The 26,284-nt window shown below is 71.6% G+C and carries 26 protein-coding genes and 4 pseudogenes; 14 read left to right on the top strand and 16 right to left on the bottom strand.

Annotated features, from left to right (window positions below; all coding sequences use genetic code 11):
* The first annotated feature begins 22 nt into the window (after positions 1-22).
* Positions 23-904, top strand: a complete 882-nt coding sequence (locus PH203_RS34375) for an LLM class F420-dependent oxidoreductase (RefSeq protein WP_289925189.1) — start codon at positions 23-25, stop codon at positions 902-904.
* Here the strand turns inward: PH203_RS34375 and PH203_RS34370 are convergent.
* Entirely contained in the window at positions 880-1,098 is a 219-nt protein-coding gene (locus PH203_RS34370) for a hypothetical protein (RefSeq protein ID WP_289925187.1), read from the bottom strand. The two genes, PH203_RS34375 and PH203_RS34370, sit on opposite strands and share 25 nt — an antisense overlap.
* A gap of 115 nt (positions 1,099-1,213) precedes the next feature.
* Between PH203_RS34370 and PH203_RS34365 the strand changes: the two genes are divergently transcribed.
* Entirely contained in the window at positions 1,214-2,119 is a 906-nt protein-coding gene (locus PH203_RS34365) for a LysR family transcriptional regulator (protein WP_289925185.1), read from the top strand.
* Between the two features lie 124 nt (positions 2,120-2,243).
* On the opposite strand, the gene PH203_RS34360 is transcribed toward PH203_RS34365, so the two are convergent.
* Entirely contained in the window at positions 2,244-2,807 is a 564-nt protein-coding gene (locus tag PH203_RS34360) for an NAD(P)H-dependent oxidoreductase (RefSeq protein WP_289925184.1), read from the bottom strand.
* Positions 2,808-2,905: 98 nt separating this feature from the next.
* Between PH203_RS34360 and PH203_RS34355 the strand changes: the two genes are divergently transcribed.
* The 5 genes and pseudogenes from PH203_RS34355 to PH203_RS34335 form a co-directional block, all read left to right on the top strand.
* Complete coding sequence (locus PH203_RS34355) at positions 2,906-3,586, top strand: TetR/AcrR family transcriptional regulator (protein ID WP_289925183.1); 681 nt, start codon at positions 2,906-2,908, stop codon at positions 3,584-3,586.
* 50 nt (positions 3,587-3,636) lie between these two features.
* Positions 3,637-4,671: a LacI family DNA-binding transcriptional regulator gene (locus PH203_RS34350; protein ID WP_289925181.1), complete on the top strand. Its 1,035-nt coding sequence runs from the start codon at positions 3,637-3,639 to the stop codon at positions 4,669-4,671.
* A 124-nt stretch (positions 4,672-4,795) separates the two neighbouring features.
* Positions 4,796-5,254, top strand: a pseudogene (locus PH203_RS34345) (FAD-dependent oxidoreductase); the annotation flags it as partial.
* Positions 5,255-5,370: 116 nt separating this feature from the next.
* On the top strand, positions 5,371-6,120 hold the full coding sequence (locus tag PH203_RS34340; protein ID WP_289925180.1) for a transposase family protein: 750 nt from the start codon (positions 5,371-5,373) through the stop codon (positions 6,118-6,120).
* Positions 6,121-6,130: 10 nt separating this feature from the next.
* Positions 6,131-6,850, top strand: a pseudogene (locus tag PH203_RS34335) (4-hydroxybenzoate 3-monooxygenase); the annotation flags it as partial.
* Between the two features lie 44 nt (positions 6,851-6,894).
* Here the strand turns inward: PH203_RS34335 and trxA are convergent.
* Positions 6,895-7,281, bottom strand: coding sequence for a thioredoxin (gene trxA / locus PH203_RS34330; RefSeq protein WP_289925179.1), 387 nt, complete (start codon positions 7,279-7,281; stop codon positions 6,895-6,897).
* A 121-nt stretch (positions 7,282-7,402) separates the two neighbouring features.
* On the opposite strand from trxA, the gene PH203_RS34325 reads away from it, so the two are divergent.
* Complete coding sequence (locus PH203_RS34325; RefSeq protein ID WP_289925178.1) at positions 7,403-8,830, top strand: NAD(P)/FAD-dependent oxidoreductase; 1,428 nt, start codon at positions 7,403-7,405, stop codon at positions 8,828-8,830.
* Here PH203_RS34325 and PH203_RS34320 read toward each other — a convergent pair.
* A pseudogene (locus PH203_RS34320) lies at positions 8,815-10,399 on the bottom strand (ABC-F family ATP-binding cassette domain-containing protein). The gene PH203_RS34325 and the pseudogene PH203_RS34320 overlap by 16 nt on opposite strands.
* Positions 10,400-10,555: 156 nt before the next feature.
* A complete protein-coding gene (locus tag PH203_RS34315; RefSeq protein WP_289925177.1) occupies positions 10,556-11,200 on the bottom strand; it encodes a peptide deformylase in 645 nt (214 codons plus the stop codon).
* Between the two features lie 141 nt (positions 11,201-11,341).
* Between PH203_RS34315 and PH203_RS34310 the strand changes: the two genes are divergently transcribed.
* The gene (locus PH203_RS34310) at positions 11,342-12,739 is read left to right on the top strand and encodes a PepSY domain-containing protein (protein WP_289925176.1); all 1,398 of its coding nucleotides are present in this window, start codon (positions 11,342-11,344) and stop codon (positions 12,737-12,739) included.
* Positions 12,740-12,799: 60 nt separating this feature from the next.
* Here the strand turns inward: PH203_RS34310 and PH203_RS34305 are convergent, their stop codons facing one another.
* From PH203_RS34305 to PH203_RS34295, 3 genes are read right to left on the bottom strand one after another with little or no spacing between them, the layout of a single operon-like run.
* Positions 12,800-13,147, bottom strand: a complete 348-nt coding sequence (locus PH203_RS34305) for a tetratricopeptide repeat protein (protein WP_289925175.1) — start codon at positions 13,145-13,147, stop codon at positions 12,800-12,802.
* A 50-nt stretch (positions 13,148-13,197) separates the two neighbouring features.
* A complete protein-coding gene (locus PH203_RS34300) occupies positions 13,198-13,647 on the bottom strand; it encodes a MarR family transcriptional regulator (RefSeq protein WP_289925174.1) in 450 nt (149 codons plus the stop codon).
* Positions 13,644-14,135 carry a MarR family transcriptional regulator gene (locus tag PH203_RS34295; protein ID WP_289925173.1) on the bottom strand — a complete coding sequence of 164 codons (492 nt, stop codon included), beginning with the start codon at positions 14,133-14,135 and terminating at the stop codon, positions 13,644-13,646. Before PH203_RS34295 ends, PH203_RS34300 begins: the two co-directional genes overlap by 4 nt.
* Positions 14,136-14,245: 110 nt before the next feature.
* Between PH203_RS34295 and PH203_RS34290 the strand changes: the two genes are divergently transcribed.
* Positions 14,246-15,211, top strand: coding sequence for a pirin family protein (locus PH203_RS34290; RefSeq protein ID WP_289925171.1), 966 nt, complete (start codon positions 14,246-14,248; stop codon positions 15,209-15,211).
* 125 nt (positions 15,212-15,336) lie between these two features.
* Here PH203_RS34290 and PH203_RS34285 read toward each other — a convergent pair.
* A pseudogene (locus tag PH203_RS34285) lies at positions 15,337-15,557 on the bottom strand (SAM-dependent methyltransferase); the annotation flags it as partial.
* A 73-nt stretch (positions 15,558-15,630) separates the two neighbouring features.
* A complete protein-coding gene (locus PH203_RS34280; RefSeq protein WP_289925170.1) occupies positions 15,631-15,996 on the bottom strand; it encodes a VOC family protein in 366 nt (121 codons plus the stop codon).
* A 93-nt stretch (positions 15,997-16,089) separates the two neighbouring features.
* On the opposite strand from PH203_RS34280, the gene PH203_RS34275 reads away from it, so the two are divergent.
* Together PH203_RS34275 and PH203_RS34270 are read left to right on the top strand one after the other, a co-directional pair.
* Complete coding sequence (locus PH203_RS34275; RefSeq protein ID WP_289925169.1) at positions 16,090-17,115, top strand: WYL domain-containing protein; 1,026 nt, start codon at positions 16,090-16,092, stop codon at positions 17,113-17,115.
* 281 nt (positions 17,116-17,396) lie between these two features.
* Complete coding sequence (locus PH203_RS34270; protein WP_289925167.1) at positions 17,397-17,762, top strand: cupin domain-containing protein; 366 nt, start codon at positions 17,397-17,399, stop codon at positions 17,760-17,762.
* Positions 17,763-17,784: 22 nt separating this feature from the next.
* On the opposite strand, the gene PH203_RS34265 is transcribed toward PH203_RS34270, so the two are convergent.
* The 4 genes from PH203_RS34265 to PH203_RS34250 form a co-directional block, all read right to left on the bottom strand.
* A complete protein-coding gene (locus tag PH203_RS34265; protein ID WP_289925164.1) occupies positions 17,785-19,137 on the bottom strand; it encodes a VWA domain-containing protein in 1,353 nt (450 codons plus the stop codon).
* On the bottom strand, positions 19,134-19,991 hold the full coding sequence (locus PH203_RS34260) for a MoxR family ATPase (protein WP_289925163.1): 858 nt from the start codon (positions 19,989-19,991) through the stop codon (positions 19,134-19,136). The genes PH203_RS34265 and PH203_RS34260 overlap by 4 nt, the downstream gene beginning before the upstream one ends.
* Positions 19,992-20,160: 169 nt before the next feature.
* The gene (locus PH203_RS34255; RefSeq protein ID WP_289925161.1) at positions 20,161-21,474 is read right to left on the bottom strand and encodes an FtsX-like permease family protein; all 1,314 of its coding nucleotides are present in this window, start codon (positions 21,472-21,474) and stop codon (positions 20,161-20,163) included.
* A 3-nt stretch (positions 21,475-21,477) separates the two neighbouring features.
* Entirely contained in the window at positions 21,478-22,263 is a 786-nt protein-coding gene (locus tag PH203_RS34250; protein WP_289925159.1) for an ABC transporter ATP-binding protein, read from the bottom strand.
* 473 nt (positions 22,264-22,736) lie between these two features.
* On the opposite strand from PH203_RS34250, the gene PH203_RS34245 reads away from it, so the two are divergent.
* Both PH203_RS34245 and PH203_RS34240 read left to right on the top strand, forming a co-directional pair.
* The gene (locus PH203_RS34245; protein WP_289925158.1) at positions 22,737-23,348 is read left to right on the top strand and encodes a hypothetical protein; all 612 of its coding nucleotides are present in this window, start codon (positions 22,737-22,739) and stop codon (positions 23,346-23,348) included.
* 83 nt (positions 23,349-23,431) lie between these two features.
* A complete protein-coding gene (locus tag PH203_RS34240) occupies positions 23,432-24,361 on the top strand; it encodes a hypothetical protein (RefSeq protein ID WP_289925157.1) in 930 nt (309 codons plus the stop codon).
* On the opposite strand, the gene PH203_RS34235 is transcribed toward PH203_RS34240, so the two are convergent.
* On the bottom strand, positions 24,358-24,783 hold the full coding sequence (locus PH203_RS34235) for a DUF3224 domain-containing protein (RefSeq protein ID WP_289925156.1): 426 nt from the start codon (positions 24,781-24,783) through the stop codon (positions 24,358-24,360). The two genes, PH203_RS34240 and PH203_RS34235, sit on opposite strands and share 4 nt — an antisense overlap.
* A 49-nt stretch (positions 24,784-24,832) precedes the next feature.
* Positions 24,833-26,068, bottom strand: a complete 1,236-nt coding sequence (locus PH203_RS34230; protein WP_289925153.1) for a glycosyltransferase — start codon at positions 26,066-26,068, stop codon at positions 24,833-24,835.
* Positions 26,069-26,284 lie beyond the last annotated feature (216 nt).

The raw sequence follows: 26,284 nt of genomic DNA, 5'->3' as shown, positions 1-26,284 counted from the left end.
GCCCGGAGGAACGGAGACCGCCATGAAGGTGGGCGTGCACATCAACCGATTCGACCACCCCGGGGGAGGGCCCGCGCTCGGCGCCGAACTCGCCGCCGCCGGCGCCGCCGCCGAGGCCGCGGGGCTGAGCTGGCTGTCGGTCATGGACCACTACTTCCAGATGGAGTTCAACGACCGGGCCGAGGACCCCATGCTGGAGGCCTACACGACCCTCGGCTATCTCGCGGGCCGCACCTCGACCGTCCGGCTCGGCGCCCTGGTGACCGGGGTCTCCTACCGTCACCCCGGACTGCTCGCCAAGATCGCCACCACCCTGGACGTCCTCTCCGGCGGCCGCGCCACCCTCGGGATCGGCGCGGCCTGGTACGGCCGGGAGCACGAGGGCCTCGGAGTGCCCTTCCCGCCGGTCGCGGAGCGCTTCGAGCGGCTGGAGGAGACCCTGCGGATCTGCCTCCAGATGTGGGACCCCGAGGCCAACGGCCCGTTCGAGGGCAAGCACTACCGGCTCGCCGAGACGCTGAACGTCCCGGCCCCGGTCAGCGAGCCGCGCCCCGAGATCATGATCGGCGGCGGAGGCGAGAAGAAGACGCTCCGGCTGGTCGCCCGCTACGGCGACGCCTGCAACCTCTTCACCACCACGCCGGAGGAGGTCGCGCACAAGCTCGACGTCCTGCGCGGCCACTGCGAGACCGAGGGCCGCGACTACGACACGATCCGCAAGACCGTCGCCTACTCCGGCGAACCGCTCGCCACCGGCGACCTCGACGCCTTCACCGAGGACATCACGGGCTACACCAAGCTCGGCATCGACACCGTGATCCTGTCCCCGCGCACGGGGGAGCCGGCGGCGTTCATCGAGCGGTTCGCGGCACCGGCGGTTCAGCGGCTGGCGGGGCTGGACTGAGGAGCGGCGGGGCGGCTGCGCGAGACGATCCGCATCCCGCGGTCGTCGATCACGCGGACCTGCAGCGAACCGCAGCCGCACCGCGTCCACACCGTCCCGCCCGCCGCCGTGGAGTGCCGGGACACCACCTGGAAGGGCTCGGCACCGTCGGGCCATCCGCAGTGCGGGCAGCGGGTGCCGGTCGTGCTGGTCATGGGAACTCCTCGGGCATCGTGGGCTGGCTGGCCGTCGCGACACAGCCAGAGTGCAGCGAGGCGTCCGTGCACGTCCAGGTTGACTTTCCGGACGACACCTTGAAGCGTGGGCTTCATGATTGACCTGCGCCGGCTACACGTCCTGCGAGCGGTCGCCCACTACGGCACGGTCACCGCGGCCGCCCGCGCCCTGCACTTCACCCCGTCCGCCGCCTCCCAGCAGATCCGCCAGCTCGCCCGCGACCTCGGCGTCGACCTCCTCGAACCCCAGGGCCGGGGCATCCGCCTGACCCCGGCCGCCGAGAGCCTGCTCGCCCACGCCGACGCCATCCAGGCCCGCTGGGAACAGGCCGAACTCGACCTGCGCGCCGAACAGGGCGCGCCCGGCGGGCCGTTGCGGGTGAGCGGCTACCCGGTGGCGATCACGGTGCTGCTGGCGCCGATGGCGGTCCGGTTGCGGGAGCGGTATCCACGGCTCGCCGTGCACATCCAGGAGGCGGATGTCCCGGAGAGCTTCGACCTGCTCTTCGAGGGCGAGGTCGACCTCGCGATCGTCGAGGCCACCCCCTCCAACCCGCCGCTCAGCGACGCCCGCTTCGACCAGCAGCCGCTCCTGGACGACCCGTTCGACCTCGTCGTACCCGCCGACCATCCGCTGGCGGGGCGGGCGCGCGTGGACCTGTCGGACGCGGCGCACGAGGACTGGATCGCCCCGGTGCCGCAGAGCCCCTGCCGCACCCATGTCATGTCCGCGTGCGGGGAGGCCGGGTTCAGCCCCGCGGTGGTCCACCAGGCCGTCGACTGGAACGTCACGGCCCATCTCGTCGCCCACCGCCTCGGCGTCGCCCTGATCCCGCGCCTGGCCCAGCTGACCCCCCACCTGCCGATCACCCGGGTCCGCTGCACCGGAAACCCGCACCGCAAGTTCCTCACCTGCACCCGGCGGGGCGGACATGAACGCCCCGCGGTCGAGGCGGCGTTGACACAGCTGAGAGAGCTGGCGCCGGACGCCGTGGCCTGAGCGGTGGGGCGAGGCGGCGGGCCCGGTCGGCGGGGGCCGCGCGTCGTACGGTCATGCGAAAGGGCCGGAGCTTCCAGAGCTCCGGCCCTTCACCGCGAGGTGATGATGGCGCGCGAGGCGGTGATCAGGCGGCGGTGACCTCACCGGCGTGGCCGTGCAGCAGCGTGACGACCTCGGCCAGCTGACCGGCGACCTCGGCGTCGTCGGCCGGGTGGGTCTCGGCGAAGCGGACGACGGAGCCGGGGATGGAGAGCTTGACGTCCTCGAGGACCTTGGCGCCGGCGATGCCGAGGGCCTTGCGGGTCTCGTCCTGGGCCCACACGCCGCCGAACTGGCCGAACGCGGTGCCGACCACGGCGGCCGGCTTGCCGCCGAAGGCGCCGGCGCCGTACGGGCGCGACAGCCAGTCGATGGCGTTCTTCAGCACGGCCGGGATGGTGCCGTTGTACTCGGGGACGAAGAACAGGAAGCCGTCGGCGGCCTGAGCGGCCTCGCGGAGCTTGGCGGCCGGGGCCGGGACGTCGCCCTCGACGTCGATGTCCTCGTTGTAGAACGGGATCTCGGCCAGGCCCTCGAAGAGCTCGACGTCCGCACCCTCGGGCGCGAACTTGACGGCCGCCTCGGCGAGCTGGCGGTTGTGCGAACCGGCGCGAAGGCTGCCGACGAGCGCGAGGATACGAACAGACATGCTAACTCCAGGGATGCTGAAACACTGCCGACACAATCCGGACCGAGGTCCGTTTATTGTGTATCACCGTAACCGGACCGCGGTCCAGTTCATTCCCGATGCTTTACGCTGTCTTCATGTCCGCTGATCTGCCGCCCTTCCCGCGGCCCCACGAACCGCTGGACGAGGCCGGGTTGTTCCAGCTGGGCATCCGTGAGGAGGAGCCGTGCCTGCGCGCCGACGCCGCGCGGAACCGGGCGCGGCTGCTGGAGGCCGCCGCCCGACTGATCGCCGAGCACGGCGCGGCCGGCGTCACCATGGAGGCCGTGGCCGCCGCCGCCCAGGTCGGCAAGGGCACCGTCTTCCGCCGCTTCGGCGACCGCACTGGACTGCTCATGGCACTGCTGGACCACTCGGCGCGGCAGCTCCAGGCGGACTTCATGAGCGGCCCGCCGCCCCTGGGTCCCGGCGCACCGCCCCTGGAGCGGCTGCGCGCCTTCGGAGTGGCCATGCTGTACCGCTCGGTGGAGCAGCTGGACCTCCAGCTGGCCGCCGAGCCGGAGCCCACCCGCCGCTTCTCCCACCCGTCGAACCGGGCCCTCGCCATGCACGTCACGATGCTGCTGCGGCAGATCGTGCCGGACGGCGACTGCGAGCTGCTGGCCCGGACGCTGCTGGCCTACCTCGACCCGGCCCAGATCCACTACCTGACCAGGGAGTGCGGGATGCCCATGGAGCGCCTGGAGGCCGGCTGGAGCGACCTCGTCGCCCGGGTGACCCGTACCGCGCAGCCCGCCTGAGCGCCCCGCCGGGAGCCGTCTGCACAGGTTCTGCAAGGATGCGTCACGTCATGGTGCAGATACCGAAAACGCCCGCCCCCGTGTCGCCCGCACCGCGCTCCGTGCCCACGAGCGCCGATGTGGCCCGCCTGGCCGGCGTCTCGCGCGCAACCGTCTCCTACGTCCTCAACAACACCAGCGCCGTCCGGATCAGCGAACCCACCCGCCGCCGTGTCCACGAAGCCGCCAAAGAGCTCGGGTACGTGCCGCACGCGGCCGCCCGCAGCCTGCGCGCCGGACACAGCCGCCTGGTCCTGATGCCCGCCCCCACCGTCCCCGTCGGCCAGCTCTACGGCCAGTTCATCAACGAACTCCAGTGGGCCCTCAGCCGCCTCGACTACACCGTCGTCCAGCACGGCAGCGTCGGACTCCAGGGCGACGAGGCCGCCCGCGCCTGGGCCGAACTGCGTCCCGTCGCCGTCCTGGTCCCCGGCGCCGGACTCGGCCCGCAGGGCGTCGCCGTCCTCAAGCGCTCCGGCGCCCGCGCCGTCGTCACCCTCGGCCCCGAGTCCGTCGAGGGCGCCCACGCCCTGCTCATGGATCATGAGGCGGTCGGCCACTGCGCGGGCCGCCACCTCTACGAGCGCGGTCGGCGCCGCATCGGCGTCGTCGTCCCCGAGGAGGCGGGCCTGGAGGCCTTCTCCCTGCCCCGGCTGGCAGGTGTCCGAGGCGCCCTGGCCGACACCGACGCCACCGTCACCCGCCTGCCCCTCGCCTACACCGAGGAGGCCGGCGCCCGCCTCGCCGCCCGCTGGCGCGAGCTCGGCCTCGACGCGGTGTTCGCCTACAACGACGAGTACGCGATGCTGCTGATGCGCGCCCTGCAGGACGCGGGCGTCGACGTGCCCGGCGAGACCGCGGTGATCGGCGCCGACGACCTGATGCTCGGCCGGCTCCTGCGGCCCAGACTGAGCACGGTCCGCCTCGAACTCCCCTCGGGCCGCGACCTTGCCGAACTGGTCGACCGGGTGGTGCACAACCCCAACGCGACCCCCGAGACGCACAACGTGCTCGCGGCGACGGTGGTGCACCGCGCATCCAGCTGAGAGCCTGTGCTGCACATTCCCGGGGGGCGACCCCCGGACCCCCAGCGGAGAAGCAGGTCGGTGGGGATGGCCGGCCTGGACATCGCGCGGCACACCTGAGTGACGCCGCCACGGGAGGGACGCCATGCGCACCACGGTCGGCATCATCGGCGGCGGCCCCGCCGGACTGCTCCTCGCCCGGCTGCTGCACCGAGCGGGCATCGACTGCGTGGTCCTGGAGGCCAGGACCCGCGAGTACGTCGAACAGCGCCAGCGCGCCGGCATGCTGGAGCAGGGCACGGTCGACGCCCTGCGCGAGTGCGGCGCCGCCGGACGCCTGGAGGCGGAGGGCCTGGTCCACCAGGGCATCGAGCTGCGCTTCGACCGGGAACGCCACCACATCGACTTCCCGGTCCTCACCGGCGGCCGCACGGTCACCATCTACGCCCAGACCGAGATCGTGAAGGACCTCGTCGCACTCCAACTCACCGACGGACCACCGCTGTTGTTCGAAGCGGAGGCGCTTGCCATCGAGAAGCCGGAGACCGAGAGCCCCGTCGTCCGGTTCCTGCACGAGGGCCGCGAGCAGACCCTGAGCTGCGACTGAGGTCTTTCAGGGCGTCACCGATCGAGTGACAGGCACTGTGGCCACAACGCACAAGGCTCCCGTGCCGTTGAGGGAGGTGTTCGAAGTCTCAACCCATCGGCGCAGGAGCCTTGTTGGTCCCTCATCCTGCCGCACTTGACCTGCCTCACACGCTCATCGAGTGGGTGACCATGCTCATCGTCACCCGCGAGGGTGACCGCCGCTGCAAGCTCCCGCCGCACCAGCGTGCCCTGGTCGCTCTGGTGTACCTGCGCAAACACGAGCCCCTCGCGCAGATCGCCTCCGGTTTCGGCATCTCGGTCGGCACCGCGCACGCCTACACCACCGCGGTCATCAATCTCCTGGCCGCCCGTGCACCCGGTCTGCTGCGCGCTCTGCGCGAGGCAGACCCCGAGTTCGTCCTGCTCGACGGCACCCTGGCCGAGTGCGACCGCCTCGGCGACGGCCGCGCCGACTACTCGGCCAAGCACCGCCGCCACGGGGTCAACGTGCAGGTGGTCACCGATCCAAACGGCGAGGTGCTGTGGCTGTCACCGGCCCTGCCGGCGCGCTGCCATGACCTGACCGCGGCCCGTGCCCATCGGATCATCAGAATCTGCGAGCGCCAAGGGATCCCGATCCTGGCCGACCGTGCCTACATCGGCGCCGGCGCGTGGGTCACCACACCGGCCAGACGGCCTCCCGGAGGCGAACTGTCGCTCACCCAACAGACCATCAACCGGGCGCTGTCGAAGGCACGGGCCCCGGTCGAGGGCGGCATTGCCCGCTTGAAGTGCTGGCGGATCTTCCGACGAGCTCGGTGCAGCCCGAATCGAATGACGTCAATCGCAGCAGCGGTACTCGCTCTGGAGCGGCAACGCTGAAAGACCTCACTGGGTGGTGGGCTGCGACGGCTTCCACGGCATCGCCCGCGACACCGTCCCGGCCGAGGTGAGCCGGACGTACGAGCACGACTACCCGTACTCCTGGCTCGGGATCCTCGCCGATGTCGCCCCGTCCTGCGACGAGTTGATCTACGCCCGCGGCGAGCGCGGATTCGCCCTGCACAGCATGCGCTCACCGCATGTGTCACGCCTGTATCTGCAGGTCCCCAACGGCACCGACCCCGCGGACTGGCCCGACGACCGCATCTGGGACGAACTCGCCGCCCGCTTCGCCATCGACGGCGACTGGACCCTCGGCCGCGGCCCGGTCACCGCCAAGTCGGTCACGCCGATGCGCAGTTACGTCCACGAGCCGATGCGGCACGGACGGCTCCTGCTGGCCGGCGACGCCGCCCACATCGTCCCGCCGACCGGCGCCAAAGGGCTCAACCTCGCGGTGTCCGACGTACGCGTCCTCGGCCGTGCCTTCACCGAGTGGCGCCGCACCGGATCGGAGCGGCTCCTCGACCGCTACTCGCAGTCGTGCCTCGCCCGCGTCTGGCAGGCCACCCGCTTCTCGTACGAGATGACGACGATGCTGCACACCCCGCCGGACGCCGACCCCTTCGAGCGGCGGCTCCAGCTCGCGCGGCTGCGCCGGATCACCGCATCCCGGCACGCGGCCGCCGAACTGGCCGCCAACTACACCGGACTTCCCCTGGAGTGGTGAGTCCGGGCCGGGACGCGATGCCGCAACTGCGGTGGGACTACTGGCTACTGGCCGTTCTGCTCGGAGTTGGCCTGCTGCTCGGCGACCGCCTTGCGGACCTCGTCCATGTCCAGCTTGCGGGCCTGTCCGATGACATCCGTGAGCGCGGCCTCCGGCAGCGCGCCCGGCTGGGCGAACACGGCAACCCGGTCCCGGACGATCATCAGCGTCGGAATCGACTGGATACCGAAGGCGGCGGCCAGCTCGGGCTGTGCCTCGGTGTCGACCTTGCCGAAGACCAGGTCCGGGTTCGCCTCGGCGGCCTTGTCGTAGACGGGTGCGAACTGACGGCACGGCCCGCACCAGGACGCCCAGAAGTCGATCAGGACGAAATCGTTGTCCGTGACCGTCTGGTCGAAGTTCTCCTTGGTGAGCTCCACGGTCTTGCTCATGGCGTGAATCCCTCTTCCTGATGTCGGGGCGAAGCCGTCGGCACAAACGCGGCAGGCCGAGTAGGTATTCCGCGCGCGTACCCATGTGGCCTGAGCGCACACCACCCACCAGACTGACCCCATGACGGAAACGGAATCCATCGCGCACACCACCTACGACGTCGTGGTGCTCGGGGCCGGGCCCGTGGGGGAGAACGTCGCCGACCGCACCCGTGCGGCCGGTCTCTCCACCGCGGTCGTGGAGAGCGAGCTGGTCGGCGGCGAGTGCTCGTACTGGGCGTGCATGCCCAGCAAAGCCCTCCTGCGCCCGGTCATCGCCCAGGCCGACGCCCGCCGCCTGCCCGGCCTCGCACCCTCGGTACAGGGCCCTCTCGAAGCGAGCGCGGTGCTCGCCCGCCGCGACGAGTACACCTCCCACTGGAAGGACGACGGCCAGGTCCGCTGGATCGAGGGCATCGGCGCCGACCTCTATCGCGGCCACGGCCGCCTCACCGGCCCCCGCACGGTGACCGTCGGCGACAAGGTCCTCATCGCCCGGCACGCCGTCGCCGTGTGCACCGGCACCCGCGCGGTCCTGCCCGACCTGCCCGGACTCGACGAGGTCAAGCCCTGGACCAGCAGGGAGGCCACCAGCGCGAAAGCCGCGCCCGGCCGCCTGATCGTGGTCGGCGGCGGGGTCGTCGCCACCGAGATGGCCACCGCCTGGCAGGCCCTCGGCTCACAGGTCACCCTCCTGGTCCGCGGCAAGGGCCTGCTGGGCCGCATGGAACCCTTCGCCGGCGAACTCGTCCACGAGGCGCTCACCGAGGCGGGCGCAGACGTCCGCACCGGCACCTCGGTCGAGTCGGTCACCCGCGAGAACGGCACCGTCGTGGTCGTCACCGGCACCGGCGACCGCATCGAGGCCGACGAGATCCTCTTCGCCACCGGCCGCGCCCCGCGCACCGACGACATCGGCCTCGACACCATCGGCATCGACCCCGGCACCTGGCTGGAGGTCGACGACAGCCTCCGCGTCACCGGCAGCGATTGGCTCTACGCCGTCGGCGACGTCAACCACCGCGCCCTCCTCACCCACCAGGGCAAGTACCAGGCCCGCATCGCGGGCGCCGCGATCGCCGCCCGCGCCTCCGGAGTCCCCCTCCTGGAGACCGACCCCTGGGGCGCGCACGCGGCGACCGCCGACCACTCCGCCGTACCCCAGGTCGTCTTCACCGACCCCGAGGCGGCCTCCGTCGGCCTCTCCCTGGCGGAGGCCGAACAGACCGGCCGCCGCGTCCGCGCGGTCGACTACGACCTCGCGAACGTCTCCGGCGCGAGCCTGTACGGCGACGGCTACCGCGGCCGCGCCCGCATGGTCGTCGACCTGGAGCGCGAGATCCTCCTCGGTGTCACGTTCGTCGGCCCCGGCGTCGGCGAACTCATCCACTCCGCGACGATCGCGGTCGCCGGAGAGGTGCCGATCAGCAGGCTCTGGCACGCCGTGCCGTCCTATCCGACGATCAGCGAGGTGTGGCTGCGGCTGCTGGAGACCTACCGCGACAACTGAGCGGACTCCACCAGCGGGAGCACGCGGTCCGGGCGCAGCGCCTCCATGGCCTCGTCGTCGTGGGTGACCATGACGATCGCGCCCGGATACGTGCCCACCGCGGCCAGCACCTCGGTACGCGAGGCCGGGTCCAGGTTGTTGGTGGGCTCGTCCAGGAGGAGGACGTTCGCGCCGGAGTGCACGAGACCCGCCAGGGCGTGGGGGTCCCCCCATGCCTTTAGGGCTATGGGGGAGGGTCTTCTCGCCGCCGGACAGCACCTCGACCGGCTTGTGGAAGTCGTCCCCGGTGAACAGGAACAGGCCCAGTACCCGCCGGAGTTCACCCTCCGTCAGATGCGGTACAGCCGAGGCGAGTTGGGCGCCGACGGTCGACTCCCGGTCCAGGGTGTCGTGTTCCTGCGCGAGGTAGCCCAGCCGCAGCCCGTGCCCGTGGACCACTCGGCCACCGGTCGGAGTCTCCCGCCCCGCCAGCAGCCGCAACAGGGTCGTCTTGCCCGCCCCGTTGGGACCGAGCACGACCAGCCGGCTGCCCCGCTCGACGGCGAGATCCACGCCCGGAAGGACGCGATGACCGCCGTACGACTTCGTCAGGCCGATCGCGGCCAGCGGTATCCGGCCGCACGGCTCCGGCCTGGGCAGCCTGATCCTGGCCACCTTCTCGGCCCGCCGTACCGGTTCGAGGTCGCCGAGCAGCCGGTCGGCGCGCCGGGCCATGTTCTTCGCGGCCGTCGCCGTCGACACCCGGGCCCGCATCCGGTCGGCCTGCGCGTGCAGGGACGCCGCCTTCCGCTCGGCGCCTGCCCGCTCCCGGGTCCGGCGCCGCTCGTCGGCCGCCCGCTGGGCGAGATACGCGGCCCAGCCGGTGTTGTGGACGTCGATCGTCGCCCGCTGCGGATCGAGGTGAAGGACCCGGTTGACGGTGTCGGCCAGCAGGGTCGTGTCATGGCTGATGAGGACCAGGCCCGACCGCAGGTTCGCGAGGAAGGCGCGCAGCCAGCCGATCGAGTCGGCGTCCAGATGGTTCGTCGGCTCGTCCAGCAGCAGTGTGCCGTGGTCCGCGAACAGGATCCGGGCCAGCTCGACCCGGCGGCGCTGACCGCCCGACAGCGCGCCGAGCGGCCGCTCCAGGAGCCCGGTCCCCAGACCCACCCCCGCCGCGATCCGGGCCGCCTCGGCCTCCGCGGCATACCCGCCACGGGCCTGGAACTCCGCCTCGGCACGCACATAGGCGGCCATCGCGCGCTCCGAGCCGTCCGCCATCGCCGCCTCGGCCCGGCGCAGGGCGTGTACGGCCTGGTCGAGGCCGCGCGCGGACAGGACACGCTCGATGACGGTGACCGTCGGATCGCCCGCGCGGGAGTCCTGCGGGAGATGGCCCACCTCGCCGGTGCGGGTGACGGTCCCGGCGGCGGGGCGCAGGGTCCCCGCGAGGATGCTCAACAGGGTGGTCTTTCCCGCGCCGTTGCGGCCCACCAGGCCGATGCGGTCGCTGGGGGAGACATGGAAGGAGAGGTCGGACAGCAGCAGACGCGCGCCGACGCGCACGTCGACACCACGAACGGTGATCATGGGAGAACGCTCCGAATCAAGCAAAAAGGACACACGGGTGGCGTGGGTAACGGGTCCTGAGCTAAGAGATTCGGGGCGTGGACATGCGGCCAACGTAACGGAGGCGCCCGCCCCGGCGCCTGCGAATTTTCGCGACGAGCTGCCCGGCCGGAACGGCTAAGGCAGCTCGAAACCAAGGGACTTGGCGGCTTCCGCAGGCGTCGGCTGCGCCCACCGCTCCGCCATCGCCTGGTTCGACGACAGCGACCGCAGCTCCGCCCGGTCGATGTAGAGCATGCCGTCGAGATGGTCCGTCTCGTGCTGCACGATCCGCGCCGGCCACCCGGTGAACACCTCGTCCACCGCCCGCCCGTGCTCGTCCTCGCCCGTCAGCCGCACCTCGGCGTGCCGGGCCACCACGGCCTGCCAGCCCGGCACGCTCAGACAGCCCTCGAAGAACGCGGCACGCGCGTCGCCGACGGGCTCGTACGACGGATTGACCAGCACCCGGAACGACTGCGGCACCCGCCCCCGCGCCGCCCGGATCTCCTCCGGCACCGGCGCCGGGTCCTCGATCACCGCGATCCGCAGCGGCACGCCGACCTGGGGTGCCGCGAGGCCCACACCCGGAGCCGCGTGCATGGTGACGCGCAGCGCCTCGACGAACCGGGCCAGCAGCGCGGAGTCCAGCTGTCCCTCGAACCGTTCGGTGCCGCGCCGCAGCACCGGGTCGCCGGCCGCCACGATCGGCAGCGGACCCTCGGTCCGGAGCAGCCCTTCGACGAGTTCGGCAAGGGGCGGGTGAGGAGGGGGAGTTGCCATCGCGCCAGGATGCCACGGCCCTCCAGGTGCACGCCCGTGTGACGCAGGCCATAGAAGCCTCCGGGAACTCGACCCCCGTTTCCCCCGACTAGTGGACCGGTACAGCCGAGAAACGTCCCCTGCCCCGGAGAAGAACCGCCGATGACCTCCGCTCCCACGACATCCACGGACGACGCCCCGAAAGCCGCCGACCCGACGCCGAAACCCGGCACCTGGGCACCACTGCGCCCGCTGGTGCTGCGTCTGCACTTCTACGCCGGACTGCTCGTCGCGCCGTTCCTGCTCGTGGCCGCCGTCACCGGACTCCTGTACGCCGGTTCCTTCCAGGCCGAGAAGATCATCTACGCCGACGAGTTGACCGTCTCGAAGGTCGGCGAGACCAAGCTGCCCATCTCCCAGCAGGTCGCCGCCGCCCGCGAGACCCACCCCGAGGGCACCGTCTCCGCCGTACGGCCCTCCCCGGAGGACGACGCGACCACCCGCGTGCTGCTGTCCGGCGTCAAGGGCGTCGACCCCGGCCACACCCTCGCGGTCTTCGTCGACCCGTACACCGCGAAGGTGGAGGGCGCCCTCGAACAGTACGGCTCGACCGGCGCGCTGCCCCTGCGCACCTGGATCTCCGAGTTCCACCGCAGTCTGCACCTCGGCGAGACCGGCCGCCTCTACAGCGAACTCGCCGCGAGCTGGCTGTGGGTGATCGCGGGCGGCGGCCTGGTGCTGTGGTTCGCCCGCCGCCGGGCTCAGCGCAAGGTACGCGGCACCACCGGTCGGCGCCGCACGCTCGGCCTGCACGGCAGCGTCGGCGTCTGGGCGGCAGCCGGGTTCGTCTTCCTGTCGGCGACCGGTCTGACCTGGTCGACCTACGCGGGCGCCAACATCGACGAACTGCGCACCTCCCTCGGCCAGTCCACCCCGTCGGTCGTCTCGACCGCGGGCGGCGACCACTCGGGGCACGGCGCCTCCGCCTCGGCCGGGGACGCCGAGCACGGGGTCGGCCTCGACACGGTCCTCGCCGCGGCCAGGGCCGAGGGGCTCGGCGACCCCGTCGAGATCGTCCCGCCGGCCGACGAGACCTCGGCGTACGTCGTGAAGCAGACTGGGCGCGGCTTCCCCACCAAGCAGGACGCGGTCGCCGTCGACCCGACCTCCGGGCAGGTCACCGACGTGCTGCGGTTCGCCGACCACCCGATCCTGGCCAAACTGACCCGCTGGGGCATCGATCTGCACACCGGCACCCTGTTCGGGCTGGTCAACCAGATCGGCCTGATGCTGCTTGCGCTGTCGCTGATCCTGCTGATCGTGTGGGGCTACCGCATGTGGTGGCAGCGCGGCCGAGGCTCCTCCTTCGGCCGTCCGATCCCGCGCGGTGCCTGGCAGAAGGTGCCGCCGCAGATCCTGGTGCCGTGCGTGGCGGTCGTCGCGGTCCTCGGATACTTCGTCCCGCTGCTCGGCATTCCGCTCGCCGCGTTCATCGTCGTCGACGTGGTGCTCGGCGAGATCGGCCACCGGCGCGGTAAGCGCGCCGACGCCGCGGCCTGATCGTCGTACGACGGCGCAGGGGCCCGGTTCCGTCCTGGAACCGGGCCCCTGCCGTACCGCTCAGAGCTCGCCGAAGTCGCCCGCGAGCGCCGAGGCCAGGCGCATGTGCGGCTCGGCCTCCTCGTGCCTGCCCTGGCGCTCCAGGGTGCGGCCCAGCATCAGCCGGGCGTACTGCTCCACCGGGTCGCGCTCCACGATGATGCGCAACTCGGCCTCCGCGCGGCGCAGTTGGGCCGAGTGGTAGTAGGAGCGCGCCAGCAGCAGCCGCGGTCCCGTCTGCTCCGGCACCTCCTCGACCAGTCCGTCCAGGACGCGCGCCGCACCGGCGTAGTCCTTGGCGTCGAAGAACTGCCGGGCGCGCTCCCAGCGCTCCGCCGGCGTTCCGTGGTCGTAGTAGTTCATGTCCACTCGTGACCTCCTTCGACGCCGTCAACCGAGGTCATTGGTTCAATATTCCACTAACTGTTCAGGTCGGCGAGCTCGGCGTTCGCCCGCTCGGTGATGAGCGTCAGCACCCGTCCGGCGACGGCCAGGTCCGCCTCGGGGATGCCGGCGTAGACCCGGGCGGTGATGGGGGCGGTGGCGGCGGACGTCGTGTCGTACAGCTCGCGCCCGGCGTCCGTGATGCGTACCTGTGCCGTCTCCGGGACGGCCAGCAGCTCCGCCGCGATCAGCTCGTCGACCACGGAGCGGGCCGCCGCGGCGTCGATCTTCAGCGAGTCGACGACGCCGCCGACGATGTCGTCCCGCTCCACCGGCCCGTCGGCGACGGCGGCGAGGCGGAGGGTGACGGACTGCTGGAAGGTCAGGTCATGGCGGGCCAGTACCTGTTCGAGGACCGCGCGGGCCGCGTAGTGGGCCAGCGCTATGACGCGGGGGTTCAGCAGGGGAGGGGTGGTAGTGGTCATGACTGCTCCTTGTCGGACTCACCGGTGCGGGTGAGGGGATCGAGAGGTGCGTCGAGCAGGGTCGCCAGGTCGTGCTTGAAGTTCCGGGTGCGCTCGCTGTCCAGGCCGCCGAACGGTGCCAGCAGCTGGTCCAGCAGTCCCTGGACGACCTTGACGGCCTGCCGGGTCGTGTCGCGGCCCTGCTCGGTGAGGGCCAGCTGCACGGCACGCGGGTCGCGCGGGTCGCGGGTGCGCTCCAGCAGGCCCGCGGCCTCCAGGGAGCGCGCCAGCTTGGAGACGTAGAGAGGTTCGAGGCCGGTGTGGTCGGCGAGCCGCCGCTGACTCGGGCGCTCGCCGGCGTGCTGCATGCCGTACAGGGACGCCACCAGCGAGTACTGCGCGTGGGTGAGCCCCAGCGGAGCCACCGCGCGGTCCACCGCGGTCTTCCATTTCATCGACAGCCGCCACACCAGGAATCCCGGTGTCGCCTTCTCGGAACCCATGCTCATGGCAAATACAGTACATGGCTACTATGTACATGGCTACTATTTTTCCACCGGCCGGAAGAGCCCGGACGACGGACTGACGCGACGCCCGCCGCGGGGCTAGGTTGGGCGCCATGAGCAATCTTGATCGCGAGGCGGCTCCCGCCCTGTGCGGCGGCCGCGGCTTCGTGGTGGCGGAGCCCGTTCGCGAACTCCTCAGCCCTCGCACCGTCAAGCTCGGCGAGTCCACCGAGGTCCGCCGGCTGCTGCCCAACCTGGGGCGCCGCATGGTCGGCGCCTGGTGCTTCATCGACCACTACGGCCCCGACGACATCGCCGACGAGCCCGGCATGCAGGTGCCGCCCCACCCGCACATGGGCCTGCAGACGGTGAGCTGGCTGCACGAGGGCGAGGTCCTGCACCGCGACTCCACCGGCAGCCTCCAGACCATCCGCCCGCGCGAACTGGGCCTGATGACCTCCGGACGGGCCATCAGCCACTCCGAGGAGAGCCCCAAGTCGCACGCCCGCTTCCTGCACGGCGCCCAGCTCTGGGTCGCGCTCCCCGACAGCCACCGCCACACCGACCCGCACTTCCAGCACCACGCCGAGCTGCCGCAGGTCACGGCCCCCGGCCTCACGGCCACACTGATCCTCGGCAGCCTCGACGGAGCGACCTCGCCCGGTACGACGTACACCCCCATCGTCGGCGCCGACCTCACCCTCGCCCGCGGCGCGGACGTACGCCTCCCGCTGGAGCCGGACTTCGAGTACGCCGTGCTCGCCATGTCCGGCGAGGCCCATGTGGACGGCGTCCCGGTCCTGCCGGGCTCCATGCTCTACCTCGGCTGCGGCCGCACCGAACTGCCGCTGCGCGCCGAGTCGGACGCCTCCGTGATGCTCCTCGGCGGTGAGCCGTTCGAGGAGGAGCTGATCATGTTCTGGAACTGGATCGGCCGGTCGCAGGAGGAGATCGCACAGGCGCGGCGGGACTGGATGGAAGGGACGCGGTTCGGTGAGGTGAAGGGGTATGACGGCGCCCCGCTGCCCGCGCCGGAGCTGCCGCCTCTGCCGTTGAAGCCGCGAGGGAGAGTGCGCTGACCGGCGGGAACGGGTGAGAGCGCGTGACTGATCCGACGGGAAGACGTCGGAGTGCGGCGGCCCGGTGGTCATGACGCAGGCGTGGCGGTCCTGACCGAGACCGCCACGCCCGCCGTTTCCACCCGTCAGACGCGGTCGGCCGCGATCGGCACGTACTGGAAGGAGCCGTCCCGGTACGACTCGATGAACGCCTCCTCGATCCCGGTGACCAGCGAGGACGTCGCCCGCCACGGCGCGAGTGGATGTCGCACTCGAAGTGGGCGTTGATCTGGGACACCCACTTCGACGGCCGGCCGTAGCGCCGGTTCCAGCAGCCGGTGATGGTTTCGAATCCGATTTATCGGACCAAGAGCGACATTGATACATGATCAAGCCGCACCACCCGCCGCCCCGGCCGCCTCGACGTCTGTGTCCGCCGTTCAGTCCCGCGGTGCGACGCGGATACGGTTCCCGTCGGGATCGGCCGCGAGGAAGGTCAGCCCGAACCCCGCGTCATGAGGCTCGCGCAGGATCCGGACCCCCTTGGAACTCCACTGCTCAAAGATCGTGTCGAGCTCGTCGGGACCACCGTCGATGGCCAGGCACACCTCACTCGTGCGCGGGACGTCCGGTGACAGTTCCTCGAACTGCCCGGACCACAGAGCGAGGTCAGCGCCTGGCCCGAGGTCGAAGGTGATGTATCCCGAAGTCTCGAACGAGGGGCTCATGCCGAGGAGATCGCCGTAGAAACGAGCTGCGGCGGGAGCGTCGTTCACGTAGACGATGGACACGACGGATGTGGTCATGGTTGGTCCTTTTCCCAGGTCGTAGGTACGCGTCCACCAGCCTGACCGGGATATGCGCCGCATCGTGTCGCAATTTCCTGAAAAAATCGGGGTGTGACCCCAGATCGCTTCTTCACCCTGATGCTGCTCCTCACATCGAGGGATGCCGTGACCACACCGGAACTCGCCTCAGCGCTCGGGGTGTCCCTTCGAACCATCACCCGGGACCTGAACTGGCTGCGCGACGCGGGTCTGCCGGTGACCGCGCACCGGGGCCGCCTCGGAGGCGTGAGTATGCTGCCCGGGTCCGGGCCCGACCTCACGCGACTCACACCGGACGAGCGTGATCATCTGTCGCTCACCGGGCTGGACGAGAGGCAACGTGCGGAGATCGACGCATCGGTCGGGAGCCGGCGCGCGCTCTCCAAGGTCGCCGCAGCACGGTCCCGTCGAGTCGACGAGCTCCTGCCGCTCACCGACGTAGTGCACGTGGACAGCCGCCCCTGGCGTCAGACACCGGCTTCCGGCACGACTGCGGCTTCGCTGATCGGCGCAGTGCGACGAGGCCGCCGGCTCCGGATCGAGTACGACAGCCCGCGTGCGTCAGGCCCGCGCGACCTGGTCGTGGATCCCTATGGGCTGTTCGCCAAGGCCGGCATCTGGTACCTCGTCGCCGACTGTTCCGCTGTGCCACGGATGTACCGACTCGAACGGATCACGACGTGGAAGGAAGTCGACCGGCCACGACGGATCCGCGAGGGCCAGACCCTGGCCACCGTCGCCGCGGCGCTCGTCGATCAGTGGGAGCAGCACCACGCGATCGAGGTCAGCGCCACCATCGACCAGACCCAGATCGAGCGAGCGCAACGGATCTTCGGCCTGCGACTCGTCCCGGACGACCATGAAGAAACCGCCACCGGCCGCAAGGTGATGATCCGCTTTCTGCATCTGGAGGACGTGCGCGCACTCCTGCCGTTCGGGAGCGCCATCACCGTGCACGGCCCCGCCGAAGCCAGGGCTCACCTCCGCGACCTCGCCACCGATCTCGCCCGCCACTATGCGCCGTCACCGACGCCGGGCGATCAGCATGGCGAGGATGATCAGTTCGTGGGCCGGTCGCGCGGTGACGTGTCGGTGTAGGCGCCGGTGACCTTCGGCTGTGCGGGCGGGCTGTCACCAGACCGCTCTGGCAGGCGATGGCGAGCAGTTGTCGTTGGGCACGGCGGCGGGCGTCCAGTGCCGTGGGCGGCCAGGGCAACGACACCGTGCGCGGCGAGGTCTCTCCCTCACTCGAATGGCGCGCTCCGCTGGACAGGCGGACGATGGAGTGGTGGGGCTCGGCCCCCGCCGGTGCCGCCTGGTGCGGCCGGGAGACGGAGACCGGCCCGGCCGAAGCGAGCGGTGCTGAAGGGAGAGCCGAGATGCTTGAGATGAAGATCCTCGACAAACCGGACGATCGGCGGGACTTCCCCAGGGGACACCTGGAGGCCGTCCATCTCACCGGCCTCGATTTCGCGGTGGGGACCTTCGAGCCGGGCTGGCGCTGGTCCGAGTCCGTGGCCCCCATCGTCGGGACCAGGAGCTGCCAGGTCCACCACAACGGCTATGTGGTCCAGGGCCGTCTGCACGTCCTCATGGACGACGGCGAGGAGGGCGAGGTCGGCCCGGGCGACGTCTTCGTGGTCTCGCCCGGTCATGACGCCTGGGTCGTGGGCGACGAACAGTGCGTGGTCTACGACTTCGCGGGCCCCATGGCCCAGATCTACGCCAAGCCGGACGGAGGCTGACTTCTCCCTCGCGGCCGGCCGCCTAGATCGGCAACAGCCGCCCCACCAGGGCACCGAGCTGCCGTACGTTGCGACACTCGTGCATCTCCACGAGTTCGGCGTACTCGGGCGCCGCCGAGTCGCCGGTGCCCCACTGGGAGTGCTGCTCGGGGTTGAGCCAGTAGACACGGCGGGCCCGTTCGGAGATCTGGCGGACGGCCGCGAGGTTCGGGTCGCTCATGTTCGTACGGGCGTCACCGAGGACGAAGACCGTGGTGCGCGGGCCGATCGCGTCGGCGTGGCGTTCCGCGAACTCGCCCAGCGCCATGCCGTAGTCGCTGCTGCCGTGGTAGCCGGTGAGGGCCGCCTCGGACTGGATCCGGGCGGCGAGTTCCGCCGCGTCGGCCGCGCCGTGCTCCAGCAGTGCGGTCACCTCGTCGATGCGGTTGACGAACGCGAAGACGCGCACCTTGCTGAACTGGTCGTGCAGCGCCTGCACCAGCAGCATCGTGAAGTCCGAGAAACCGGAGACCGAGCCCGACACATCGCACAGCAGCACCAGTTCGGGGCGCGCGGGACGGCGCCTGCGCAGTACGGGCTTCATCGGCACCCCGCCCGTCGACAGCGAGCCGCGCAGGGTCCGTCGCAGATCGATCGTGCCGCGGGCGGCCCGGCGCCGGCGCGCCGCCAGCCGGGTGGCCAGCTTCCGGGCGAGCGGCTGGACCGTCCTGCGCAGTTCCGCCAGCTGGTCCCTCCCGGCGAACAGGAAGTCCACCCGGTCGGCCGTGGGCCGCACCGCGCGCCGGGCGAGCTCGTCCCGGTCGCGCCGCTCGGCGACCCGGCGCCGCGCCTCGGTCGCCACCAGGGCCCGGAAGGCCTCGATACGCCGCCTGATCTCGTCGTCCAGCAGCCGGTCGGCGAACCCCGGACTCCCGCCCCGGGCACGGACGTCGGCCCGGACACGGGCGAGCAGCGTCTGCGGACGGATCCGGTCGAGCGTCTGGTACGACGACCAGCCGACCGAGCCGGGGGAGGAGCCGTAGCCGCCGAAGCCGTCGACGGCCTCGATCGCCAGACGGGCCATCATGGCCTCGTCGTTCGCGGCGAGGGCGGCCGCGAGCCGGTCGCGCAGTTCGTCCCGGTCGGCGGGGCCGGACTCGGGGGCGCCGACGCGGCTCGGGAAGTAGAGGTCGAAGACGGGGTCGAACACCGGCCGCTGCGCCGTGCCGTGCAGCAGGGTCGCCGCCAGTCCCTCCCGCAGCAGCTCCCGGTCCGCGAGGCCGAGCGCCGCCATGGCCTGGGCCGCGTCCACCGTCTCGCCGGTGCCCACGCGGATGCCGTGGGCCCGCAGCGCGGCTACGAGCGAGGTGAGCCGCTCGGCGACGGGCGTGCTCACAGGGCGTCCAGATCGAGTTTCGCGACGGCCTTCTGGATGTCGTCCTGGTGCTTGAGGAGAACGCCCAGAGTGTCGCGTACGACGGTCTCGTCGAGGGTGCCGGCGCCGAGCGCCAGGAGGGTGTGGGCCCAGTCGATCGTCTCCGCGACCGACGGCACCTTGCGCAGGTCCATCGCCCGCAGCGCACCCACCACGCGGACCACCGACTCGGCCAGCGCCGCGTCGAGCCCCGGCACCTTCAGCCGTACGATCCGGCGCTCCAGCTCCTCCTCGGGGAATCCGATGTGGAGGAACAGACAGCGGCGGCGCAGTGCCTCGGACAGCTCGCGGCTGGCGTTGGAGGTGAGGACGACGAAGGGGCGGCGGGTGGCGGCGATCGTGCCGAGCTCCGGGACCGTGACCTGGAAGTCGCTCAGCACCTCCAGGAGCAGCCCCTCGACCTCGACGTCCGCCTTGTCGGTCTCGTCGATCAGCAGGACCTTGGGGTCGTCGCCTCGGATGGCCGTCAGGAGGGGGCGGGTGAGCAGGAACTCCTCGCTGAAGATGTCGGTGCGAGTCTCGTCCCAGGTCTCGTCGCGGCCCGCGCTGATGCGCAGCAGCTGCTTGGCGTGGTTCCACTCGTACAGGGCGCGGGACTCGTCGACGCCCTCGTAGCACTGCAGCCGGACCAGCCGTGCGCCCGCGACCTGGGCGACGGCCTTGGCGAGCTCCGTCTTGCCGACCCCGGCGGGGCCCTCCACCAGGAGCGGCTTGCCGAGGCGGTCGGCGAGGAAGACGGTCGTGGCGACCGAGGGGGAGGCGAGGTAACCGGTCTCGGCGAGGCGTGCGGAGACATCGTCGACGGAAGTGAACAACGGGGCCTCCAGATCGGCGGCGTGGGCAGCGTGGGGCGGTGCGGGCGGTTCCGGGCGACGGGCAGCTCCGCACGGGTTCTCCTATCTAAGCGCTTGTTCAGTGCGCGTGTCACCCACGAATCACGGGGGCGGCCGCCGAAGCGACCGCCCCCCACCGTGTGCGTCCTCCTCACGCGGCCAGCGCCACCGCGTCCGTCGCCGGAGTCCGCAGCACCTTCCGTGCCGTCGCCAGGCTCGTCCCCAGCGTCACCACCGCGGCCACCGACACCACCGCGAGCCAGATGCCGAAGGCCTGGCCCGGCAGCACCGAGTCGGTGCGGACCACGGTGAAGGGGACGATGCCCGCCAGCGCGGCGACCGTGCCGAAGAAGACACCGGTGACCGTCAGGACCAGCGTCTCGGCCCCCACCACACCCAGCACCTGACCCGGCGTGGCCCCGGCCAGCCGCTGCTGCCCGAACTCCCGGCCGCGGTAAGTCGTCGCCGCGTACAGCGAGTTGACCAGCATCACGCAGACGAACACCACGATGATCCCGACGACCGTGAAGTTCAGCGTCTCCAGGTTCTTGGCGTCCACCGACTTCACCAGACCCGAGGCCTCGACCGCGTCGCTCTCGACCGTCTGCATGGTCAGCGTCGCCGTGGCCACGGCCGTGAACAGGATCAGCGACATCAGGATCCCGGCGAGATGCCCGGCCCGCTCCCGCAGATTGCGCACGGCCAGCCAGCCCGCCGCACCCGACGGGCGCAGCCGGTCCAGCACGCCTGCCAGCAACCGCGGAGCGAGCAGCGCGAGCCCCACCGACAGCAGGATCGCCCCGTACGACGGCGGTGCCATCAGCGCCTCGTCGGTCCCGGAGAAGGCGAAGGTGGAGGAGGCCGACAGAGCACCGGCGCCGAGCGCGGCACAGGTGAAGAACGTCCGTGCCCGGCCGTGCTGTTGCCGCTGCCCGCGCGTCACCCGTCGCAGCGCGAGGAACGCCGCGCCCGCCGCCGCGAGCAGAGTGATGCCGACACCTGTCGTCAGCGCGACGGGACCGAAGGAGTGCTCGACCGAGGCCGCCACCTGACCGTTGTCCTGGAACAGGTCCAGCAGTCCCCGCCCGCCGAGCACCGCCGGGCCGATCGCCGGCACGGCGCCCACCAGGGCCACGGCCACCGCCTCACCGACCACCATCCGCTTGATCTGCGCCGGGGTCGCCCCCGAGCAGCGCAGCAGCTCCAACTCGGCCGCCCGCTGACGGACATTGACCGTGAGCGTGGAGGCGACGGCGAAGAACACCAGCAGGGAGCCGTAACCGCCCACCACGCTCGCCGAGGTCGTCAGCGTCTCCGCGCTGACCGGGTCGACACCGCTCTGCGCCGCCGTGTCGTGCATCGAGTTGAACGTCATGATGATCGCCGCGCCCAGGAAGGCGGACAGCAGCGTCGCGAGGAACCGTCCGGGCCGTCGCCGGATCGACCGCAGGGCCAGTACGAACATCGCTCACACCCCCACCGTCACGTCGTCGCCCAGGTGCGCGAGCCGCTCCGCCACCGCGTCCGGGGTCGGATGGTTGAGCCCTCCGGCCAGCCGGCCGTCGGCGAGGAACAGCACCGAGTCGGCGTAACTGGCGGCGACCGGGTCGTGCGTCACCATCACCACGGTCCGCCCGTGCACCCGCACCGCCTCCTGGAGCAGCCGCAGCACATCGCGCGCACTGCGCATGTCCAGGGCGCCCGTCGGCTCGTCCGCGAAGATCACCCGCGGTTCCGAGACCAGCGCCCGGGCGATCGCGACCCGCTGCCGCTGACCTCCGGACAGCTGGTCGGGACGGTGCCCGAGCCGGTCGCCGAGACCGACCCGGGTGAGGATCTCCCGGGCCCGCTTCCGGTCGACGCGCCGCCCGGCGAGCTTCAGCGGCAGCACCGTGTTCTGGGCGACCGTCAGCGTCTCCAGCAGGTTGTACTGCTGGAAGACGAACCCGATCCGCCCCCGCCGGAACTTCGTCAGCTCCGCCTCGCCGCCGTCCGTCAGCTCGGTGCCGTCCACGACCACGATGCCGTTGTCCGGCCGGTCGAGACCGGCCGCGCACTGCAGCAGCGTCGACTTGCCGGACCCCGACGGCCCCATCACCGCGGTGAAGGTGCCACGGCCCAGACCGAGCGTGATCCCGTCCAGAGCGGTCACAGCGCCGTCGCCGTCGCCGTAGGTCTTGGTGACCTTGACGAGCCGCAGCGCCTCGGCGGCGGGTCCCGGGTCGTTCGTACGTCGCGAGCCTGTGCGAAACATCGTCATCACCTCTCGGTCCGGCACTCCCTGTGCCCTGCACACGAAGCTACGGAGCCGGAGGGCGCACCACATGGGGCGCAGAACCCGTATCCGGGGGTGTACCCAGCACCACCCCGCCCGGTGCAATGGAGCTGGGCCCCTCTCATGCCGACCTCACGCCGCTCGGGCGATGGCGAACCGGTGATGGCGAACCTTGGTGCCCCGCCATGGAGTTCGGGTCGGCAGGGCTCATGGCTGAGCCGGCATCGGTGGATCACGCGGACCCAGGCGTGCGCCAGGCCACGGACGGCGTGCGGATGGTCCATGCCCCTGCCCCGGGCACGCTGGTAGACGCCGGCCGAGCGGCGACCCTGAGCGACCTCGGCGCCTCCGACGGGCCGCGCACAGCGGCCGTGAACCAACAGGTCGACAGCCGGCGGCGGTCGGCGAAGCGTGGCGGGGGCGTTGTCAGTGGCGGGCGGTACGTTCGGGGCATGGGCATCTATCTGGTGAGCGTGGCCGCGGAGGAGTGGTTCGATGCAGGCGAGGACGCGGCCGAAGAGGAGGACGGCGGCTTCGGGGCCGTCGCCTCGGGGCTGAACGAGGAGCTGCGGCGGCGTGGGCTGCCGCCCTACGAGTCCGTGCCCGCGGAGACGGAGCTCGTGCGCGGCTCGGGGCTGCGGTTCCAGGAGAAGCTGGTGCCGTCCGTCTACGGATTCGTCGACCTGTGCCGCGCGCAGCTGTCCCGCGAGGAGGAGAAGAGAATCCTCGACTGGTCGGTGCTGGTGCCGATCTCGCTCGACGAGGAGATCGAGCTGCCCATCGGGTCGGTCAACACGAACTCGACCGTCATCGCCGGGGCACCTCAGATCCTCGCCCTGGCGGAGCGGCTGGCCCGGGCCATCGGCCTGCCCGACGACCGGATACCCGCCACCTGCGACAACCTCGACCTGACCATGTGGTTCCTGGACGGCCCGGCGAAGGAGGAAGCGGCCGCCCGCCCCGGCGTGTGGGGCCGGGACCTGGACACCGCCTTCTACGTGACCCTGTATCTGCGCGCCGCCCAGCACTCCCTGCGCCGCGGCTGCCCGATCGTCTACAGCTGACGTGACGGCTCCGTGACGTCGGTGACCGTACTGGTGCGGCGGGGAGGCTTCCCGGAGCGGGCCCGCGTCGGTACACCCGGTTCATGGGGGACAACAACGGGGGAGACCGCCACCCGTGGTGGCGGGGAACGGTTCAGTCGTTCGACGGCGCCGACATCGAGCTGCGGCCCGAGGGACTCGTCGACGTGGTGCCGACAGGATTCGAGAACGCCTACGTCCGGTTCGGCGATCTGTATCCCGAGCAGCAGCTCCAACTTCAGCTGCTCTACGGGAGCTCACAACGCGCCTTCGAATCACGGACGCGGCTGTCGACCCGGATCACCGTGCTGCGGGTGCTCGGCAACGCGCTGACCGACCCGCGCCTCGGCGACCAGAAGCCGAACGAGCACCTGGCGGAGTATCTCGACCAGGAGATCGCCGACCTGCGGGGGAGGCTCGCGCAGGACAGCGCGACGGCGGTCAGCCGAGGCCTCAACATCGGCCTGGGGCTCGGCGCGGCCGTCAGCCTGGTGCTGCTCGCCGTGCCGCTGTTGTGGGGTGTGGGACTGCTCGAAGCCCTCGGGGTCACGCTGAACTGCACCAACCGCTGGAGTCTGATGGGCGCGTTCGTGTGCGGCGGGGTCGGCGCGTTCGGCGCGGTGCTCAGCGTCCTCGTACGACTGCGGGGCAGCGCCGACCAGCTCGCGCGCCGGCAGTCCGACGGCCGCGAGAGCGAGGTCGTCCCCGGTCAGATGGCCCGCAGCATGCGCCACGAGGGCGTCTACCGGGTCTGCGTCGGCTGGGTCCTGGCGCTCGCCGTCTACTTCCTCTTCAGCGGCGGCATCGTGCCGGTCTTCCAGGTGCCCACCACGGCAGCCGAGATCTGCCCGGCGCCGGGCAGTCCCGGGTCACCGGTCAAGGGCACCGACTTCTGGGGCTTCTGGTGCGCCGTCGGCTTCGTGGCGGGCTTCAACGAACGGTGGGCGTTCGGCATCCTGGGGCGGGACGCGGCGCGGCGGCAGAGCAAGGGCTAGGCATCAGAGGGCCGTTGGGCGTCGAGTTCGTAGTCGAACCACACCCGGTGCGTGCCGTCCACGTCGACCGTCATGCCGCCCGAGCCGGTGATCCCGGCCAGCGCTTCCGTGCCGCTGCCCGGGACGATCACGAAGAACTCGCTCTGTCTGTCCGTGCCCAGGGTCGTCGCGGAGTGCGCGAAGTTGAACGCGCCCGCCCGGCCGCCGAGCGAGCCCTCGAAGGACTCCATCGCGACATACGTACCGACGCCGGTCCCCTGGTCGTACGCCGCGGTGAACAGGGTCGCCGAACGCCCCGCGACCTCGCCCTCGTAACTCTTCTCCATCGTGGCGACACCGACCGGCACGGCCGTCTCGACGCCCGGGGCCGGCACCGGGGCCGGTGTGAAGTCGGCGACCTTGAACGTTCCCGAAGCTCTCATGCCCCGAGCCTAGGACGCGCCACTGACAACGGCCCGGCACCGACGGCCCTCACGCGGGCACGCTCGGCCCTCCCCGGCCGATCTCGTCGATCAGCAGCCTCGCGGCGACCATCGCCCCGTCGGCGCGCATCGTGGCCGCCACGGCCTCGGCACGCTCGCGGGTCTGCGGGGACAGCGCCGTCTCCAGCGCGGCCGACAGGGACGTGACGTCCGGCTTCGGGCCGTCGTGCGCCGCGCCGATGCCCAGCTCCGCCACCCGGGCCGCCCAGAGCGGCTGGTCCGCGACCTGCGGCACGATCACCTGCGGAGCGCCCGCCCGCGCGGCCGTCGCCGTCGTACCGGCGCCACCGTGGTGGACGACGGCGGCGACCCGGGGGAAGAGCGCCTGGTGGTTGACCTCGCCGACGGCGAAGCAGTCGTCCTGCCCGTCGATCAGCGTCAGATCGGCCCAGCCGCGCCCCAGCAGCACCCGGCGGCCCTGCGCGCGCACGGCCTCGACCGCCACCGGGGCGACATCGCTCGCGGCCTGCATGGCCATGCTGCCGAACCCCACGTACACCGGCGGCGCACCCGCCTCCAGGAACGCCTCCAGCCCGGCCGGGAGGGGCCGGTCGTCCGGCCGGATCCACGCACCGGTCGGCACCAGGTCGAGGTCCGTCATCTCCTGCCACGGGCCCAGCGCCGGGTCCGCCGCCAGCCACGGCGTCTCGGTGAGGACGTGGTCGCGGACGTTGTCCACCGGCGGCATCCCGAGGGCGGCCCGATGGGTGTTGAGAGGCCCGCCGTACAGCGCGTTCACCCGCTCCGCGTCCAGGCGCCACAGCTCCTTGAGGTCGGTCACGCCCGGCGGGTTGGGCTTGCCCGGCCGGGCCAGCGGCGGGAAGTGGGACGAAGGCAGCCCGCACGGGTGGAAGCAGGCGAGCACGTAGGGGATGCCCAGATGCTCGGCCACCGACCGCGCGCCGGCCGGCATCAGGCCGGTCGCCAGCAGCGCGTCACACCCCTCGGCCGCCGCGGCGACCTCCCCGAAATGACCCGCGACCAACTCGGCCGCGACCTCGAACGCGAGATCGGGGGACGGCCCCCGCGCCCCCGTCACCAGCGCCCGCACCGACGAGCCGAACGGCACCACCTCCGCCCCGGCACCGGTCAGCAGCGCCGCGAGCTCCTCGTCCGGAGGGACGCACGCCCGCACCTCCACCCCCGGCTCCCGCAACGCCGCCGCCAGCCCCGCCAGCGGTTCGATGTCCCCACGCGATCCGTACGCCATCAGCAACACACGCACTGCAAGCTCCCGTTTCCGCTGGTCCAGGCGGTCAGGCCGGAGATTCTGCGGCACATGGGGGGCCTTGTGGCAAGCCCCCCGGTGCGCTATAGGTTGACAGTGGCGGGGAGTTGATGAACTCTCCGCCCTTCGTATGTCGGCTCCGCGCGCCAGTTCGGCTGTGCGTCCACCGACCTCGACACCGTGCGGTTCGCCCGCGTCGTTCAGGACGACGAC

Origin of the sequence: Streptomyces sp. S.PB5 (assembly GCF_030403745.1) — a bacterium.
GTDB lineage: Bacteria > Actinomycetota > Actinomycetes > Streptomycetales > Streptomycetaceae > Streptomyces.
Note: the sequence above shows the minus strand (reverse complement) of the source record. Positions and strands in the feature narration are given on the sequence as shown.